Origin of the sequence: Microbacterium sp. BWR-S6Y (assembly GCF_041379845.1) — a bacterium.
GTDB classification, from domain to species: domain Bacteria; phylum Actinomycetota; class Actinomycetes; order Actinomycetales; family Microbacteriaceae; genus Microbacterium; species Microbacterium hydrothermale.
In genome coordinates, this window is record NZ_JBFECV010000001.1 from 734,993 (window position 1) to 752,822 (window position 17,830).

16 protein-coding genes are annotated in these 17,830 nt (G+C 71.4%); 7 read left to right on the plus strand and 9 right to left on the minus strand.

What is annotated here, in order from left to right:
- The first annotated feature begins 47 nt into the window (after positions 1-47).
- Both AB1K56_RS03585 and AB1K56_RS03590 read left to right on the plus strand, forming a co-directional pair.
- Positions 48-1,208 (plus strand): ROK family protein, encoded by a 1,161-nt coding sequence (locus AB1K56_RS03585; protein WP_371204583.1) that lies wholly within the window; start codon positions 48-50, stop codon positions 1,206-1,208.
- Positions 1,209-1,338: 130 nt separating this feature from the next.
- The gene (locus AB1K56_RS03590) at positions 1,339-2,586 is read left to right on the plus strand and encodes a D-arabinono-1,4-lactone oxidase (RefSeq protein WP_371204584.1); all 1,248 of its coding nucleotides are present in this window, start codon (positions 1,339-1,341) and stop codon (positions 2,584-2,586) included.
- Between the two features lie 216 nt (positions 2,587-2,802).
- On the opposite strand, the gene AB1K56_RS03595 is transcribed toward AB1K56_RS03590, so the two are convergent.
- On the minus strand, positions 2,803-3,531 hold the full coding sequence (locus tag AB1K56_RS03595) for an SDR family oxidoreductase (protein ID WP_136587462.1): 729 nt from the start codon (positions 3,529-3,531) through the stop codon (positions 2,803-2,805).
- Positions 3,532-3,765: 234 nt separating this feature from the next.
- On the opposite strand from AB1K56_RS03595, the gene AB1K56_RS03600 reads away from it, so the two are divergent.
- The 5 genes from AB1K56_RS03600 to AB1K56_RS03620 all read left to right on the plus strand — a co-directional run bounded on the left by AB1K56_RS03600 (position 3,766) and on the right by AB1K56_RS03620 (position 9,053).
- Positions 3,766-4,464: a nucleoside/nucleotide kinase family protein gene (locus AB1K56_RS03600; protein ID WP_371204585.1), complete on the plus strand. Its 699-nt coding sequence runs from the start codon at positions 3,766-3,768 to the stop codon at positions 4,462-4,464.
- Positions 4,461-5,237, plus strand: coding sequence for an ATP-binding cassette domain-containing protein (locus AB1K56_RS03605; RefSeq protein ID WP_371204586.1), 777 nt, complete (start codon positions 4,461-4,463; stop codon positions 5,235-5,237). Before AB1K56_RS03600 ends, AB1K56_RS03605 begins: the two co-directional genes overlap by 4 nt.
- Complete coding sequence (locus tag AB1K56_RS03610; protein WP_136587459.1) at positions 5,234-6,319, plus strand: ABC transporter permease; 1,086 nt, start codon at positions 5,234-5,236, stop codon at positions 6,317-6,319. Before AB1K56_RS03605 ends, AB1K56_RS03610 begins: the two co-directional genes overlap by 4 nt.
- Positions 6,320-6,382: 63 nt before the next feature.
- Positions 6,383-7,372 (plus strand): ABC transporter substrate-binding protein, encoded by a 990-nt coding sequence (locus AB1K56_RS03615; RefSeq protein ID WP_371204587.1) that lies wholly within the window; start codon positions 6,383-6,385, stop codon positions 7,370-7,372.
- A 220-nt stretch (positions 7,373-7,592) separates the two neighbouring features.
- Positions 7,593-9,053 (plus strand): mannitol dehydrogenase family protein, encoded by a 1,461-nt coding sequence (locus AB1K56_RS03620; protein WP_371204588.1) that lies wholly within the window; start codon positions 7,593-7,595, stop codon positions 9,051-9,053.
- A 12-nt stretch (positions 9,054-9,065) separates the two neighbouring features.
- Here the strand turns inward: AB1K56_RS03620 and AB1K56_RS03625 are convergent, their stop codons facing one another.
- The 8 genes from AB1K56_RS03625 to AB1K56_RS03660 all read right to left on the minus strand — a co-directional run bounded on the left by AB1K56_RS03625 (position 9,066) and on the right by AB1K56_RS03660 (position 17,761).
- The gene (locus tag AB1K56_RS03625) at positions 9,066-10,202 is read right to left on the minus strand and encodes an alpha/beta hydrolase family protein (protein ID WP_371204589.1); all 1,137 of its coding nucleotides are present in this window, start codon (positions 10,200-10,202) and stop codon (positions 9,066-9,068) included.
- The gene (locus AB1K56_RS03630; protein WP_371204590.1) at positions 10,199-11,125 is read right to left on the minus strand and encodes a hypothetical protein; all 927 of its coding nucleotides are present in this window, start codon (positions 11,123-11,125) and stop codon (positions 10,199-10,201) included. Before AB1K56_RS03630 ends, AB1K56_RS03625 begins: the two co-directional genes overlap by 4 nt.
- Positions 11,119-11,580, minus strand: coding sequence for a hypothetical protein (locus AB1K56_RS03635; RefSeq protein WP_371204591.1), 462 nt, complete (start codon positions 11,578-11,580; stop codon positions 11,119-11,121). Before AB1K56_RS03635 ends, AB1K56_RS03630 begins: the two co-directional genes overlap by 7 nt.
- A 22-nt stretch (positions 11,581-11,602) precedes the next feature.
- The gene (locus AB1K56_RS03640; protein ID WP_371204593.1) at positions 11,603-12,190 is read right to left on the minus strand and encodes a hypothetical protein; all 588 of its coding nucleotides are present in this window, start codon (positions 12,188-12,190) and stop codon (positions 11,603-11,605) included.
- 304 nt (positions 12,191-12,494) lie between these two features.
- Positions 12,495-13,949 (minus strand): aldehyde dehydrogenase family protein, encoded by a 1,455-nt coding sequence (locus tag AB1K56_RS03645; protein WP_371204594.1) that lies wholly within the window; start codon positions 13,947-13,949, stop codon positions 12,495-12,497.
- On the minus strand, positions 13,946-14,881 hold the full coding sequence (locus AB1K56_RS03650; RefSeq protein ID WP_371204595.1) for an intradiol ring-cleavage dioxygenase: 936 nt from the start codon (positions 14,879-14,881) through the stop codon (positions 13,946-13,948). The genes AB1K56_RS03645 and AB1K56_RS03650 overlap by 4 nt, the downstream gene beginning before the upstream one ends.
- The gene (locus AB1K56_RS03655) at positions 14,874-15,968 is read right to left on the minus strand and encodes a maleylacetate reductase (protein ID WP_371204596.1); all 1,095 of its coding nucleotides are present in this window, start codon (positions 15,966-15,968) and stop codon (positions 14,874-14,876) included. Before AB1K56_RS03655 ends, AB1K56_RS03650 begins: the two co-directional genes overlap by 8 nt.
- Positions 15,965-17,761, minus strand: coding sequence for an FAD-dependent oxidoreductase (locus AB1K56_RS03660; RefSeq protein WP_371204597.1), 1,797 nt, complete (start codon positions 17,759-17,761; stop codon positions 15,965-15,967). The genes AB1K56_RS03655 and AB1K56_RS03660 overlap by 4 nt, the downstream gene beginning before the upstream one ends.
- Positions 17,762-17,830 lie beyond the last annotated feature (69 nt).

Below are 17,830 nucleotides of genomic sequence, written 5' to 3' on the forward strand. Positions count from 1 at the left end.
GCTTTGCCCGGGGTGGGAATCGGTCCGGCGCATGGCACAGTGGTCGGATGGTCACCGCGGGCAGTCGGGGCGACGGCATGCGCCGCGCCAACCTGGCGCTCGTGCTGCGCACCGTCCATCGGGAGGGCCCGCGCTCCCGCGCCGCCCTCACCGAGGCGACCGGCCTCAATCGCTCGACGATCGCCGATCTCGTGGGAGAGCTGCAGCGGGCGGGCCTCGTCGTCGAGCGAGCCTCCGAGACCCAGGGACGCGTCGGGCGCCCCTCGCCGATCGTCGAACCCGACCCGCGCGTCGTCGCGATCGCGGTGAATCCCGAGGTCGACTCCCTCGACCTCGGCGCGGTCGCTCTCGACGGCACGATCGTGGTCCGCGAGCGCCTCGCCCAGGACGCGCTGCTCACCCCCGCGCGCACCGCCGAGCTCGTCGGCATCCATCTCGATCTCTGGCGGGCAGACGTCCTCGCCGACGCGCGACCGGTCGGGGTGGGCGTGGCGGTGCCGGGGCCCGTGCGGGCCGGGGACGGACTCGTCCGCGAGGCGCCGCACCTCGGGTGGCACGACGCGCCGCTCGCCGGATTGATGACGGATGCCACGGGCCTGCCCTCGCACGTCGCCAACGACGCCGCCCTCGGCGCGGTGGCCGAGCACCTGTTCGGAGCCGCGCGCGGGGTGCACGACGTGGTCTACCTCAACGGCGGCGCGAGCGGTATCGGCGGGGCCGTGATCGTGGGCGGGAATCCCCTGGGCGGCGCGGGCGGGTACGCCGGCGAGTTCGGCCAGAACCGTCCCGGCATCGTCGACCCCGGCGACCGTCGGGCCGCCGACGGCGTGCTCGAAGACGAGGTGAGCCGAGCCCTGCTGCTCGATGCGCTGGGAGCGGGCGCCCTCGACGACGCGGCCCTGCGCGACGCTCTCGCCCGCAGCTCCGACGCCGCGGTGCGCGCCGAGACTGAGCGCCAGCGGCGGATCCTCGCGACCGCCCTGGCCAATGCCGCGAACGTCATGAACCCCGCGGTGATCGTGCTGGGAGGCTTCCTCGCCGCTCTCGCCGAACTCGACCTCGACGGCCTCGATCGGGCCGTGCGGGCGCAGACGATCCCCGCGTGCGCCGAGGGGTTGCGCGTGGCCGTCGCCGAGCTGGGCGAGGACCGCCTGCTCGTCGGCGCGGCCGAGGCCGTGTTCGAGGCTGCACTGTTCCCGGCGCGCTGACCGGGGCCGGCCACGCGCGGCGAGGCGTCAGCCCGGACCGCGGTCGGGCGGAGCCGGTGCCGGCCCGCCCCGATGTCGGTGGGACGGGGCAGGATGGAGGCGTCCGCCCCGTCCCACCCCAGGAGATTCCATGATCGAGACGCGTTCCGCCGGAGCCACCTGGTCGGGCAACCACCGTTACCGCGCCACCGAGGTGCTGCTGCCCACCGACCTCGACGAGCTCGCCGAGGTCGTGGCATCCGCCGATTCGCTGCGCGTGCAGGCGACCCGGCACACGTTCAACGACATCGCCGATTCCGCGGCGGCTCTCGTGTCACTCGAGCGGATGCCGACGCGCATCGACCTCGTCGGCGATCGCGTGCGGGTCGAGGGGCTCGTGACCTTCGCGCAGCTCGCTCCGGTGATCGAAGCGCAGGGCCGGGCGCTGCACAACCTCGGCTCGCTCCCGCACATCTCGGCCGCGGGCGCCACCGCGACCGGAACGCACGGATCGGGCGTGCGCAACGGGAATCTCTCGAGCGCGGTGCGGGCCGTCGAGATCATGGATGCCGACGGCCGCACGCACCGCATCGACGAGACGCACGAGTGGTTCGGAGCGGCCGCCCTGAGCCTGGGCGCCCTCGGCGTCGTCACCGCCGTCGAGCTGCAGACCGAGCCGACGTACGAGGTGACCCAGCAGGCGTACACCGGCGTGGCCTGGGACGACATCGCGGGCGACCCCGAGCGGGTGTTCGGCGGGTCGCGCAGCGTCAGCGTCTTCACGACGTGGGGCGACCCGGCGCACGACCTGGTGTGGGCCAAGAGCGATGCGGGGGCCCCGGCCTGGGTCGAGGATCTCGGCGGTCGGCCGGTCGGCGACGACATCCACCTCGGTCGCATCCGCACGGTCGACAACACGACCCCGCGCGGGTCCGTCGGGCCGTGGCACACGCGACTCCCGCACTTCCGCGCCGACGCGCTCCCGAGCGACGGCGACGAGATCCAGTCCGAGTACTTCGTGCCCTTCGCCGCCGCGCGCGACGCCCTCGCCGCGGTCCGCGCGATCGCGCCCGCGTTCGACGCCCAGCTGCTGGTGACCGAGCTGCGCACCGTCGCCGCCGACGAGCTGTGGATGAGCCCCGCGTACCGGCGCGACGTGCTCGCGATCCACTTCACCTGGCGCAACGACACCGAGGGCGTGCTGGCGGTGCTGCCGCACATCGAGGTCGCTCTCGCACCGTTCGACGTGCGCCCGCACTGGGGCAAGGCGTTCACGATGCTCGGCGAGGCCGTCCGCGCCACCCTCCCCCGGGCCGAGGACTTCCTCGCCGCCGCCCGCGAGACCGACCCGCGGGGCGTCTTCCGCAATGCGTTCCTGGAGCGCACGCTGGGCCTTTAGCCCGGGACACGCCCGCGGCATCCCGACCGCGACAAACTCCGCGATCCGCACAACCTCAGCCCCACACGCCCGGATGCCACTGACCCTGCGCGAATCACGGAGGTCATGCACGCACCCGGCCGCGACCGACCCCGCACGGAACCCCAGCGCGGCGCCCCCACGGCGCCCTCGCCAGGCCCCACGGCGGGGTACGCCCGGGAAGCCGCGGTGCGCCGGTCAGCGGCTGGAGTAGCCGCCGTCGATGGGGAGCGAGACGCCCGAGATCATTCCGGCGCCGTCGCTGAGCAGGAACACGATGGGCGCGGCGATGTCGTCCTCGGTCGCCCACTTGTGCAGCGGCATCGCCTCGAGGAAGGGCCCCTCGATGTCGGGGCGGCCCCAGTACCACGCCGACATCGGCGTCATGACGACGGTCGGGTTGACGCTGTTGACGCGGATGCCGTACCCGCCGAGTTCGAGGGCCGAGACGCGCGTGATGTTGTCGAGGGCGGCCTTCGACGAGCCGTACGAGATGTGTCCGGTGAGGGCGACGAGGCTCGCCTGGCTCGAGACGTTGACGATCGCGCCGCCCTTGCCGACGCGGATCATCTCGCGGGACGCGTACTTGGTGACCAGCAGCGACCCGCGCGCGTTGATGCTCATGACCTTGTCGAAGACGTCGATGTCGGTGTCCATGGGGGTGGCGATCTCGCCGCCCCAGCCACCGCAGTTGACGACGCCGTAGAGGTCGCGGCCCTCGATCGCGGAACGGATCTCGTCCTCGGACTCGAGGTCGAACACGACCGGCTCGGCCCCGGTCTCGGCGGCGATCGCCTCGACGCTGTCGGCCGTTCGCCCGGCGGCGAGGACGGTCGCTCCCGCGGCGACGAGGTGGCGGACGGTCGCGCCGCCGATCCCGCCACCGGCGCCGGTGACGAGGATGGTGCGGTCGGTGAATTCGGTCATGGGGAGGCTCTTTCGCGGGCTCGGTGTCGAGGACGACGTCGGTGTCGTCGCGGCCCATGATAACCACAGAATCACGCGGATGACTTCGGTGTCATGACGAATTGGTCACGGGTGTTGACACCGGTGTCACGGTGGGCTTACCGTAACCGGAGTTCGACCGGTGGGGCCCTCCACCGGACCGCTTCATCGACGCAGCACTCCGACGTGCGGCGTCCCCGGAAGGACCACACCGCCGTGACCCGCACCTCGCAGAACGCTCGGCCGGTCGCCGCCGCGACCGTGCACCTCGACGACCTCGTCGAGCGTGCGCGCGCTCTCGTCGCGACCGGTGAGCGCCGCGTGCTGGGACTCGCCGGCACCCCCGGCGCGGGCAAGTCCACCGTCAGCGACGCGCTGCTCGCCGCCCTCGGCTCCGATGCCGTCCTGGTGGGCATGGACGGCTTCCACCTCGCCAACGAGGAGCTCGTGCGTCTCGGACGCCGCGACCGCAAGGGCGCCCCCGACACCTTCGACGTCGACGGGTACATCGCCCTCCTCGACCGCATCCGGGCCGGCCACGCGGTCTACGCCCCGCGCTTCGATCGCTCCCTGGAGGAGTCGATCGGCTCGGCCGTGCACGTGCCCGCCCACGTGCCGCTCGTCATCACCGAGGGCAACTACCTGCTGCACGACGCTTTCGGGTGGGATGCCGTGGCATCCCGCCTCGACGAAGTCTGGTTCCTCGACATCGAGGCGCACCTGCGCCGCGAGCGCCTCGTCGCCCGCCGCCTCTCCCACGACCACCCCTACGACGAAGCCGTCGCCTGGGTCCGCGAGGTCGACGAGCGCAACGCCGCCGTCGTCGAGCGCGGACGCGGCCGGGCCGACCTCGTCGTCACCGTCTCCGACGCCCCCGCCGGGGGCGCCGGTCACCACGAAGGAGCTTCCTCATGAGCACCACCACGGCCACGCCCGTGCTGCAGGCGCGGGGCCTGTCGCGTCAATTCGGGTCCGTCCGCGCCCTGAACAACGTCGACTTCGAGGTCTACCCCGGCGAGGTCACCGCACTGATCGGCGACAACGGCGCGGGCAAGTCGACGCTGGTCAAAGCCCTGTCGGGAAACCTCGGGGTCGACGAGGGCGAGATCCGCTTCGACGGCAAGCCGATCGACATGTCGAACCCGCAGGTCGCCTCCTCCCTCGGCATCGAGACGGTCTACCAGGATCTGGCGCTGGCCCCGCACCTCGACCCGGTGCAGAACATGTACCTCGGCCGCGAGATCCGCCGGCCCGGCCTCGCGGGCGCCCTCGGCTTCATGAAGACGAAGGACATGGCGAAGGCCTCCCGTGCCGCGTTCGACGAACTCGGCGCCACGGTGCGCAGCCTCACCTCGCCCGTCGGCGAGATGTCGGGCGGTCAGCGTCAGGCGATCGCGATCGCCCGGGCGGTGCACTGGGCCTCGCGCGTCGTGTTCCTCGACGAACCCACCGCCGCCCTGGGCGTGCGTCAGACGAAGAACGTACTCGAGACCATCCGTCGCGTGCGCGACAAGGGAATCGCCGTGGTCTTCATCTCGCACTCGATGCCCCACGTCATCGACGTCTCCGACCGCATCCAGGTGCTGCGCCTGGGCACCCGCGTCGCGAACATCCGGGCCGCGGACACCTCCATGGAAGAACTCGTCGGGCTCATGACCGGCGCCGTCACGAAGGACGACCAGAAGTGAGCACCACGACCCCTCCCACCGAGACCGTCGCGATCGGCACGTTCGACGACAACCAGAAGGTCAACCCGGTCCGCCGCATCCTCCGCACGCAGGCCTTCCAGATCCTCCTCGTCCTGCTGGCGATCATCATCGTCTTCAGCATCATCGCGCCCGACTCGTTCGCGCAGTGGACCAACTTCCGCCTCATCATCCAGAACGCCTCGATCCTCGCGGTCCTCGCGGTGGGCATGACCTACGTCATCATCACCGCCGGCATCGACCTGTCGGTGGGGTCGGTCCTGGTGTTCTCGGGCGTGGTCGCGGCCATCGTCATGCGGGCGCTCGGCGGAGAGGGCTGGGGCGTCGCCGTCGTCGGCATCCTGGTCGCGATCCTCAGCGGCGTGTGCTGGGGACTGCTGAACGGCTTCCTCATCGCCAAGGCGAAGATCCCGCCGCTCATCGTCACCCTGGGATCGCTCGGCATGGCCCTCGGCCTCGCGCAGATCCTCACCGGCGGCGTCGATATCCGCGATGTCCCCACCGTGCTGACCGTCTCGATCGGCTACGGCAACGTCTTCGGCAGCGTCCCGATCATCAGCGTCATCGCCCTCGTGGTCGTCGCGATCGGCGCGATCGTGCTGCACTACACGCGCTTCGGCCTCTACACGCTGGCGGTCGGATCGAGCGAGATCGCCGCCCGCCGCGTCGGCGTCAAGGTCGACGCGCAGCTGATCAAGATCTACACGATCTCGGGCGCTCTGGCCGGGCTCGGCGGCATCCTGTCTCTCTCGCAGTTCTCCACGACGGCGATCGCAGGGCAGTCGCAGACCAACCTCAATGTCATCGCGGCCGTGGTGATCGGCGGCACCTCCCTCTTCGGCGGGGTCGGCACGATCATGGGCACGGTCGTCGGCCTGTTCATCCCGGCGGTGCTGCAGAACGGCTTCGTCATCACGGGCGTGCAGCCGTTCTGGCAGCAGGTGGCCGTGGGCGCGGTGCTGATCACGGCGGTGTACGTCGACCAGGTGCGCCGCACCGCCGCCACGCGCGGCAACTCGCAGGGCCTCTGGCGCAAGTTCCTCAGCGGAGGTCGGCGCGGCTGAGCCGCGGCGGCATCCTTCCCTCACAACCCCTTACCCAACCCGACAACAAGAACGGTGATCACAATGAAGTGGAACAAGAAGGCGACCGCGCTGACGGTCTTCGGCATGGCGGCGACCCTGACCCTCGCGGGCTGTTCGGGCGGAGCCGCCTCGGGCGGCGCGTCGGGCGGTTCGGACGGCGGGTACAAGATCGCGTTCGTGCAGGGCGTCGCCGGGGATGAGTTCTACATCTCCATGCAGTGCGGCATCGAAGCCGAAGCCGAGAAGGAAGGCGCCACCGTCACCACCCAGGGCCCCGAGAAGTTCGACCCCACCCTGCAGAAGCCCATCGTCGACGCCGTCGTCGCCTCCAAGCCCGACGCACTGCTCATCGCCCCCACCGACGTCTCCGCCATGCAGGCGCCCATCGCCGCAGCCGAAGCCGCCGGAATCAAGGTCGTCCTCGTCGACACGACGCTGGAGGACCCCTCCGGCGCGGTGTCGCAGATCTCCAGTGACAACGAAGGCGGCGGAGCGGCCGCGTTCGAGGCGATCCAGAAGGCCAACCCCAACGGCGGCAAGGTCCTCGTCGTCTCCACCGACCCCGGCGTCTCCACCACCGACGCCCGCGCCCAGGGCTTCGAAGACGCCGTCAAGAAGGACTCCAAGTTCACCTCCGTGGGCGTGCAGTACTCCCACAACGAACCCTCCACCGCCGCGGAGATCGTCACCGCCGCCCTGCAGAAAGACCCCGACATCGTCGGCATCTTCGCCGCCAACCTCTTCGCCGCCGAAGGAAGCGCCACCGGCGTCCAGCAGGCCGGCAAGCAGGGCCAGGTCACCATCGTCGGCTTCGACGCCGGTCCCGCCCAGGTCAAGGCCCTCGAAGCCGGCACCGTCCAGGCCCTCGTCGCCCAAGAGCCCGCCACCATCGGCTCCGACGGCGTCAAGCAGGCCATCGCCGCCCTCAAGGGCGAAGCGACGGAGGAGAAGATCCAGACCGGCTTCACCATCCTCACCAAGGACAACATCAACGGCGACGGCAAGGACGCGGTCTACAAGTCCAGCTGCTGACGCCCGATCCCGGATGCCGGGACCCCCGCCCCCCACGCGCAGGTCCCGGCATCCACCCCCTCCCGCCCGCAGGCTTCGACAGGCTCAGCCACCGGGCTCACGCACCCCAGGTCCCTGAGCCCGTCGAAGGGACCGCAACCACCCACCCGCAGGCTTCGACAGGCTCAGCCACCGGGCTCACGCAACTCGCCCCGCCCTCCCCACCCACACGGAGCACCGCATGACCGACCTCACCGCCGCCGCCCTCCCCTCCCTCGCGGCGAACGTCTCCGTTCCGACGTACGACCGGGCGGCCGTGCGCGCGCGCATCGTCCACTTCGGCGTCGGCGGCTTCCACCGGGCGCACGAGGCGATGTACCTCGACCGTCTGCTCGAGGCCGGCTACACCGAGTGGGGCCTGTGCGGCGTCGGAGTCCTCTCCTTCGACGCGGCGATGCGCGACGCCCTCGCCGCTCAAGACGACCTCTACACGCTCGTCACGACCGCCCCCGACGGCTCCTCCACGGCCCGCGTGGTCGGCTCGATCGTCGACTACCTCTTCGTCCCCGACGACCCCGAGGCGGTGGTCGCCAAGCTCGCCGGCCCCGACACCGCGATCGTCTCGCTCACCATCACCGAGGGCGGCTACGGCATCGACGACGCGACCGGCGCCTACGCCCCGCGCGACGAGGCGACCCTCGCCGACCTCGACGGCGCGCTGCCCCCGCGCAGCGTCATGGGCCTGCTCGCCGAGGGGCTCCGCCGGCGGCGGGATGCCGGCATCCCGGCGTTCACGGTCATGTCGTGCGACAACATCCAAGGCAACGGCCACGTCGCCCGTGCGGCGCTGCTCGGGTTCGCCGAGCGACGCGACCCCGAGCTGGCCGCCTGGATCGCCGCGAACGTGGCGTTCCCCAACTCGATGGTCGACCGCATCACCCCCGTCACCACCGACGAGACGCGCGCCGCCGTCGCCTCGGAGTTCGGCATCCGTGATCGCTGGCCGGTGCGCAGCGAGTCCTTCGAGCAGTGGGTGCTCGAAGACCGCTTCCCCGCCGGCCGCCCGCCGTTCGACGAGGTGGGCGTGCAGCTGGTCGACGATGTCGAGCCCTACGAGCTCATGAAGCTCCGGCTGCTCAACGCCTCGCACCAGGCGATGAGCTACCTCGGCATCCTGTCGGGTGCGCACTACGTGCACGAGGTCTGCACGGATCCCCTGTTCGTCGACTTCCTGCAGGGCTACATGCACGACGAGGCGATCCCGACGCTGCGACCGGTTCCGGGCATCGACCTCGACGCCTACTGCGACCAGCTCATCGCGCGCTTCGGCAGCGAGGCGATCCGCGACACCCTCGCACGTCAGGTGGTCGACGGCTCCGACCGACTGCCCAAGTTCCTGCTGCCCGTCGTGCGCGAGCAGCTCGCGTCGGGCGGGCGCATCGACCATGCCGCCCTCGTGCTCGCGGGGTGGAGCGTGTTCCTCGAGGGCCGCACGGAGACCGGGGAAGAGACCCCCGCGGTCGACAGCCGCCTCGACGAGCTGCGCGCGATCGTCGCCGACGACGCCGAGAGGCTCCTCGACTACGCGCCGGTGTTCGGCGACCTGGGGCAGAACCCGCGTCTGCGCGCGGCCTACCTCGCGGCGCGCGCGGCACTGGCCGAACACGGCGCGCGCGGAGCGATCGCCGCGCTCTCCGCCTGACCGACCGACGCGTCAGACGCGCGGTCGGTTCCGCAAGAAGCCCGTGATCGCCTCGCGGAAGCGGACCGGATCCTGGTTCGCCTCGTTGCAATGCCCGGTCGCGTCGAACGCGACGAGCTCGGCATCCGGATGCCGCTTCACGTACGCGAGCGATCCGCTCACCGGCACCACGGGGTCGCGCAGGCTGTGCACGATGAGCGTCGGCACGGTCGGTGCCGGCCGGGGGCCGTCGACCCAGTTGAGCGCCGGGGCGTCGACGGCCTCGATGAGTCCCAGGGCCCGAGCGCCGATCCGACTGCCGAGGATGCGCATCGAGGCGCCCGCGATCGAGCGCGGCAAGCGGGCTCCGGCGACGGCGTTCTCGACCACCCGCGTCCAGTCCAGCGCCGGTGCCACGAGCACGAGGGCGGTGACGCGGTCGCGGTCGGCCGACTGCTCGAGGGCGAGCATCGCGATCGTCCCGCCCATCGACCATGCGACCAGCACGATCTCGCGCGCGCCCTGGGCGACGGCGTAGGCGATCGCGTCGTCGACGTCGAGCCACTCGCGCGTACCGAGCGTCGAGGGCAGGGCGTCGGCGGGGGCGCACTCCTCGTCGCCGGCGTACGACACCACGAGCGACATCCAACCCGCGTCAGCCGTGGCCGGGGTCGAGCGCAGGGCGCCGTTGCGGCTCGAGCGCAGGCCGTGCACGTGGATCGTCCACCGTCCGTCGGCCGTGTCGCGATCGCCGATCTCCCAGGCCTCGGCGACGCCGCCGCGGCGCAGCGGCACCGACACGTGGCGGGTGGGCCCGACGTCTTCGGGGGCGCCGATGCTCTGCGAGGTCCAGGTGGCCACGGCCTCCCCGTCTGCGAGCCCGTCCGGACGCGAGGCGAGCTCGCGCACGACCCGGTCCTTCCCGATGCGCAGCGGTTCGCCGACCACGACGTGACGGCCGTCGTCGAGCCAGAGCCCGTAGGTGCCCGGTTCGCGACTCTCGAGGGTCGCGGGAACGGTGACGGTGTCGCCGGCGACGGTGATGGGGGCGTAGACCTTCGGCGCGCGCGGTGCGATGAGCCGACGCGCGACGTAGCCGGCGAGCGCCTCGTGGGCGACGGCGACGGTCGCGGCGGCGACACCGGTACCGATGGCGAGGGATCGGATCATGGACGTACTCCCGTGGTTCGGCGGGTGAGGTGGGCGTCGATCTCGTCGATGAGCGCGCGCTGCGCGGGGCTCAGCGGCGATGAGGTGGCGATCGCGTCGTCTTCGACGGCGACCCGGAGGGCGTGCAGGCGCGTCTCGACGACGGCGTCGGCGGGCATCCCCGCGAACGAGCGGACCCCGCGTTCGCGCGCGACCGGTTCGAGTCGCGCGAGGAGGTCTTCGCCGCGGCGACGGATCGTCGTCGAGGAACGGGATGCCACGAAGATGCCGATCACGAACGACACGACGCCGAGGTAGAACAGGGGGTCGAAGAGCGCGCTCACGACCGCGTCCGGCTCGAAGAACCGCGAGAGCGTGAGGTCGACGATCTCGCTCAGGCACCCGAGGACGATGCCGACGGCCCCGACGCGGAAGAACACGCGCGGTTTCGGCAGCGAGGGGCGGGCCGAGCGGAACAGCAGCAGGCCGACGAGCGCGATCCCCGCCATGTGCAGCACCCCGTACGCCCATGCGCCGGTCGAGGTCACGGCCAGGTTCTCGAGGAAGAGGAACGACGACGACCCGCGCTCGGGCACCACGACGAAGAACACGACGACGAACAGCGCCGCGAGACAGGCCGGGAACCACCAGCGCAGCGTCCGGATGCGCGCCGTCACGGGGGCCGTTCCGGCCTGGATGCCGAGCCACAGCGCGACCATGGTCAGGACGTTCTGCACGAGCTTGAGCACGTTGGTCCCGCCGAGCAGGCCGTCGAGCAGTTCGAGGGGGACGACGGTGCCCTGGGTCAGCAGGGCGATCGAGCCGATCAGCGCGGCGAACCACGCGATGCGCGCGCGCGGCTGGCGCCAGGCCACCCGCGCCCGCAGGGCGACGACCAGCAGGAGACCCGCAAGAGCGACGTCGATGAGGATGACGGTCACCACGACGACTCCGCCACCCTCGGCGAGGCGTAGAGCAGACGCGCGATCCGGTGCGCGACGTGCTCGGCGACCAGCTCCGCCTCGTACTCGGGCGTGCTCAGGTCGGGGTTGTCGTGCGGCGAGACCGAGGAGCGCTCGTGCAGAGATCCCGCGCAGTGCGCGTCGTCGAGGAGGTGCCCCAGTTCGTGCGAGGCGGCGAACTGCCGGTAGACGGCGGCATCCGAGGCCCGCACGTGGATGCTGGCCTCGCGACGGTCGCCGAACGAGGTGACGAAGCCGGTCAGCGTCCCCCAGCCGCTGGTGTCGGTCTCGGCGACGATGCGCAGCCGCATCCGCAGCGCCCGCTCGACCGCTTCGACGACCTGTTCGAAGGTCATCCCCGGCGCGAGCTCGGCACGGCGGACGGCGCGATCCGCGCGCGCTCGCACGCGGGCGAGCACCTCATCCGCCTCCGTCACCACCGTCCCCCCTCGCGGCTGTTCATGTCGCGGGCGGCCTGCCTCGCAACGAGTGCGCGATCGCGCGCAGGGCGTCGGGCGACATCTCGCCCAGGGCGCGGAACTGGATGCTGCTGGCGCCGGCGTCGCGCATCGCCTCGCGCAGCTCGAGTTCGGCGTCGGTGCGATCGGTCACGGCGTCGTCGGTGTAGTCGGTGAGGTACTCGGTCGGCACGTCCGCCCAGTGCGTGATGAGACGGAGCACCTCTTCGTCGAGCACGACGGTGTTGGTCGCGGCGGCGAGGAGAACCCGCGCGCTCTCGGCCGCGGCGGGGTCGATCTCGTGGAGGTGCGTCAGCAGGTCGCTCTCGCGCGCGGCCTGGCTCTCGACGAGTCGGCGGACCCGCGCGGCGAGGGGGGCCGCCGGGACCCTCATCTCGACCCGCGGTGCGGAATCGGGGTTGGCGACCTCCTCGGGCGTCACCCCGAGGGCGGCGGCGAGCGCTTCGATGTCGTTCGTGTTGTAGGGCAGCGAGAAACCGGCGCGCGCCTGGTAGTAGCTCTTCGTCATTCCGGCGCGACGGAGCAGCTCGCCGACGGTGAGCCCTTGCGCCCTCCGCAGGCGATCCACGTTCGCCACCACTCGGCGGGAGTACCGCGAGGGTGGTCCGACAGCACCGCGACCCACTCTCCGATCGTAGACGCCGCGGGGGCAGGAAGACGACGGACTGATCGTATTTACGACCAGCTGCCGGGTGCTAATTACGAAGCGCTGTGCTTTTATGGAGAGGACCGCGCGCGGGGTGTCCGTGGGGGAACCCCTGCGCGCGTGCGATCGGGGAGGCTTCCCGATCCGTCCGCGACGGGCGCGGCACCATTGGGGGGTGCCGCGCCCGTTCGCGTCTCCGTCGGGTCGTCGACCGCGATCGCGCGGGTCAGAACGGATAGGTCGCCACGTCGGCCTGCATCGTGACCCACTGGGTTTCGGTGAACGCCTCGATGTTGGCCTCGTGCCCGCCGAAGCGCGCTCCGGTTCCGGATGCGCCGACGCCACCGAACGGTGCCTGCGACTCGTCGTCGACCGTCTGATCGTTGATGTGCAGGATGCCGCTGGGCAGGCGATCCGCGAGCGCGTAGGCGCGGAAGGCGTCCTTCGCGAGGATGCCCAGCGAGAGCCCGTAGTCGCTCGCGTTGACGAGGTCGACGAGCTCGTCGACGGAGCTGAACCGCGTCACGGGGGCGACGGGACCGAAGATCTCCTTCTGGAAGGCGGCGTGCTCGGGGGTCACGTCGGCCAGCACCGTCGCCTGGTAGAAGAGCCGGTCGTAGTGCCCGCCCGCGGTGACCCGGGCCCCGGCATCCGCCGTCTCGCGCACGATGGCGTCGATCTTGTCGCGCTGACGCTCGTCGATGATCGGGCCGAGGGGTGCGCCGGTCGCCGGGTCGCCCGCGGGGAGGGCCGCCGCCTTCGCGCTGAGGCTCTCGACGTATTCGTCGTAGATGCTGTCGTGCACGAGGTGACGCCCGGTCGTCATGCAGATCTGGCCCTGGTGCAGGAACGACCCCCACGCCCCCGCGGATGCCGCGGCGGCGACGTCGACGTCGCCGAGGACGACGAGGGCGTTGTTGCCGCCGAGCTCGAGGTGCGCGCGCTTGAGGAGCTGTCCCGCCCGGGATCCGATGACGCGCCCCGCCTCGGTGGAACCGGTGAACGAGATGACGGGCACGGCGGGGTGGTCCACGAGAGCCGATCCGACCTCGACGCCGCCGGGCAGCACCGAGAACACCCCCGCGGGGACCCCGGCCGCCTCCAGCACCGCCGCGAAGAACAGTCCGCCGCTCACGCTCGTGCGGGGATCGGGCTTGAGCACCACCGCGTTGCCGAGGGCGAGGGCGGGAGCGATCGAGCGCGCCGACAGGATGCCGGGGAAGTTGAACGGCGAGATGACGCCCACCACCCCCACCGGTCGGCGTCGGCTGAGACTCAACCGCGGGCGCGCGGAGCGCAGCAGCTGACCGTAGGGCATCATCGCGGTCGCCGCGGCGAGATGGAACTCGTTGGCGACGAGCCCGGCCTCGAAGTGAGCCTTGCCCTGCGCGGATCCGGCCTCGTCGCCGAGCCAGCGCGCGAGCGTCTCGGTGTTCTCCTCGATGATGGTCGCGGCGCGGCGCATCACGGCGGCCCGTTCCTCGGCGGGCGCGGCCGCCCACGCGGTCTGCGCGCGACGCGCGGCATCCGCGCTCCGGTCGAGGTCGGCGGCGGTGGGCGCGGCCACTCGGGCGATCGTCTCGCCGGTGGACGGCGACACGACCGCGGCGGTGTCGGGCGTGCTCACCCACGATCCGTCGAAGTAGCGACCCTCCCAGGTCTGCGGGTCGAAGAACGTCATCGGTCCGTCCCTTTCTGCGCCTCGGCGCGGGTGTTCGTCGGTTCGGAAGCGGGGGCCAGGACGATGTCGAATCGGGTCCGCGACCAGCTCCGCCCGCCCAGGTCGCGGCCGTCCGGCGTCTCGCTCCCCGCGGCCTGCTCGGAGAAGTCCATGATCAGCGACTCCTTCACGCCGAACACCGAATCCCGGTCGAGCAGTTCGTCTCCCCGGACGAAGATGTGCGTGACGAGGGTCCGCATCTGCGCAGCCGACACCATGAAGTGCAGGTGCGAGGCGCGCATGGGCGACCGGCCCACGGCATCCAGGAGCTTTCCGACCGGCCCGTCGTTCGGGATCGGGTAGGGCGTGGGGGTGAGACCCCAGAACCGGTAGCGTCCGTCCTCGTCGGTGTAGAGGTGGGCGCGCCCCGCGACGCGGTCGTCGCCGTACTGGACGTCGTAGAAGCCGTCTTCATCGGCCTCCCACACCTCGATGCGCGCTCCCGCGACCGGGGCCCCCGTGGTGTCCGTCACCGTGCCCTCGACCCAGCAGGGTCGACCGGGCGCGCCTCCGGAGATGTCGCCCCCGTTCTCGATGAGCGGTGCGTCCTCGGTGAAGAACGGACCGAACACCGTCGCCTCGGTGGCGTCGCCGTAGGCCTCGTTGTTGACGGCGACGGTCTGCATCGAGACACCGAGCACATCGGAGAGCAGGATGAACTCCTGCCGCCGCTCGTCGGTGATCCGGCCCGCCGCGTTGAGGAACGCGATACCGGCCGCCCATTCCTCCTCGGTCAGGCGCACCTCGCGCACGAACGCGTGAAGGTGGCGGGTGAGGGCCTGCATGATCTCTTTCAGCCGTGCGTCGGGCGCCGCGGCGAACGAGCCGACGACGGTCTCGATCAGCTCCTCCTCGCGGGCGCGCTGCTGCGGCGACGGGGTGTGCTCATTCATGTCCTTCTCCTGTCCCGAGATGCTCCGCCGGCGCCCCGTCCCACGCCGCTGTCAAGAGGGACTCGAGGTCTTCTCGCGTCACGGGACGGGGATGCGAAGGCGGGACGACCGGCAGAACGAGGTCCGCCGCATCGCGGATGTCCTGCCGACGGAATCCGTAGTCCCGCAGGGCGACGGGCGCGCCCACGTCTCGACGAAGATCGAGGAGCCCGACGAGGGGGTCCTCCGCCGAGAGGGCCGAGCGCAGGCGCTGCGCCGCATCCGGCGCGAACGGGATCGTGAACGCCGTGACGTAGGGCAGCACGATCGCGTGCGTCTGCGCGTGCGGCAGTCCGTACGTCCCGCCCAGGACGTGGCAGATCTTGTGGTGCAGACCAGATCCGGCTGAGGCGAAGGCCGCCGCGGCGAGATACGTGCCGAGCAGCGTCTGCTCCCGCCCGGCCGGGTCGGCGTCGTCGCGCACGAGGGCTCGCATGCCCGACGCCAGGCACCGCGCCCCCTCGGTCGCGAGCGCCGCATTGATCGGGTCCCGATGGGGCGCCCACAGCGAGTCGACGCAGTGCGCCAGGGCGTTCAGGCCCGAGGAGACGGCCAGGTCCCGTGGCAGCGAGGCGGTGAGCTCGGGGTCGTAGACGATCACCCGGGGCAGCACGCGGGGATCCGACCCGGTGGTCTTGCGGCCGTTCTCGGTCAGACCCCAGACGTCGGTGGCTTCGGATCCGGCGTACGTGGTCGGAACCGCGATGATCGGGATGCCGGTGGTCAGCGCGATCGCCTTCGCCAAACCGATCGCCGAACCTCCGCCGATCGCGACGACGGCGTCGACGCGCTCCTCGGTCGCCGCGTGTCGAGCCCGGTCGGCCACCTCGACCGGGACGTGCGGGGCGACCTCGCTCCACTCCCGCGCGACGGGCACGGCGGCGCGGAGGGCTCTCGCGAGCTCGGCCTGCGACGGCGACGCGATCACCATGACCCGGGTCGCCCCCATCCGCTCGATCTCGGCGACGGTGCCGGTCAGCGCCCGGCCCGACGAGAAGACGACGCGAGCCGCCGGCGTGGTGTGGACGAACGAGACGGGGCGCGTCATCGCGACCTGCTGAGGATCGCGGCGAGGGCGGATGCGAGCACCCCGGCCGGGTCGCTCGAAAGGTGCGGAGCACGCCAAGCGACGATTTTGTCGGGGCGGACGAGCAGGGCTCCCTCTTCATCGATACCGCGCAGCCGCTCCCAATCGAAATACAGGTCCGTGTACGTCCGGCCCGGTCCGATGACGACCGCTTCGATCGGCACGCCCAGACGGTCGGCGACCTCGGGGACCGCGTCGGCCCATGCCTGCCCCGCGATTCCGGTGAACAGGGTGAAGCGCGAGCTGGGCGCCAGGTCGAGCGTCGAGAACGATCGGCGCGCGTCGCCGACCCATGCGTGCGGGAGCGGCGAGCCGGGGACGGTCGACGGCTCGTAGTACAGCTCCGGGTCGCGCGTCGGGGTGGGCCGGGAGGTTCCGTCCGGGACGACGGCGGACGACCGGTAGAACTGGCCCATCTCCACGCCGTGGGCGTTGAACTCGTAGTTCTTCAGCTCCATCGCCGCGGTGATCGCCCGACGCTTGGCCCGCCCGCGCGGGGTGTCGTCCTTGCGCTCCTCGATGAGGTCCCGCATCTCCTCCTCCGTCTCGGCGTCGGTGATGCCGAGCGCGGTGAAGAGCTCCCCGAATTCGCGCCCCGACTTGTTGGCACGGAGGACGATCTGCCGGGCGACCGGCGCGCGCTCGGCCGTGTACGTCTCGAGGAGGGCCTCGCCCGCCTGGCCGCGGATCACCGCGGCGAGCTTCCAGGCGAGGTTGTAGGCGTCTTGGATCGAGGTGTTCGATCCCAATCCGTTGGAGGGGGGATGCCGATGGATCGCGTCTCCCGCGGCGAACACGCGTCCCTTCTGCAGGCGTGTGGCGTACATCTCGTTGTTCCCCCACAGGGAGGTCCCGGTGATGGTGACCTCGAGGTCGGGATCACCGATCAGGTTGCGGACGATCTGCACGGCCGCGGCCTCGTCGATGACCGGTTCCGGACCGTCGATGTCGTATCCCCACACGATGAGCCATTCGTTCCAGGGCCGCACCATGCGGATCAGGCCGGCACCGATTCCCCCGACGTTCGAGCCGGGCTGCACGACCCAGTAGAGAACGCTCGGGCGGTGGCCGACGAGGTGGTCGATGTCGGCGGTGAACGTGATGTTCATCGACCCGGCGATGTCCATGCGGCCCTCCATCGGGAGGTCGAGGTCGGCGACGACGCGCGACCGCGCTCCGTCCGCGGCGATGACGTACTTCGCCCGCACCTCGTACGGCCGTCCGGTCACCCGGTCGAGGACGCGCACGGTCACGCCCGCGTCGTCCTGGACATGCGACAGGTACTCGCTCGAGAACCGCGTCTGCGTCCCCCGCGCCGTGGCGTTGCGCACGAGGATCGGCTCGAGGTAGTTCTGGGGCACGTCGCAGTTGAGCGTCGGGGATGCGGCGACGTAGTCGGCGTGGCGCGCGGGGCTCGTCCCCCAGCTGAGGATCCGGCCGAGTTCCTCCCCGGCGAGCGAGGTGCAGAACACGGTGTCGCCGATCATCTCGTGCGGGGTCGAATCGGCTTTCACCTGATCCTCGATGCCCATGTCGCGGAAGAACTCCATGGCCCGCTGATTCGTGATGTGGGCGCGCGGGGTGTTCGCCGTCCACCGGTACTTCGTGATCATCACGGTGTCGATGCCGAGCGTCGCCAGCGCCAGGGCGGCCGACGCGCCGGCGGGGCCCGTCCCGATGATCAGCACATCGGTGTGCACCACTCCGGCGTCCGGGAGGGCTGTGTCGCTGATGCCGTCGTCGAAAACCGCCATGGGTCCGTCCTTCATCCCTGCGCCACGACATCGTGGCGTCCCGGGAAGTATGCGTCGGCGACCCCGCCA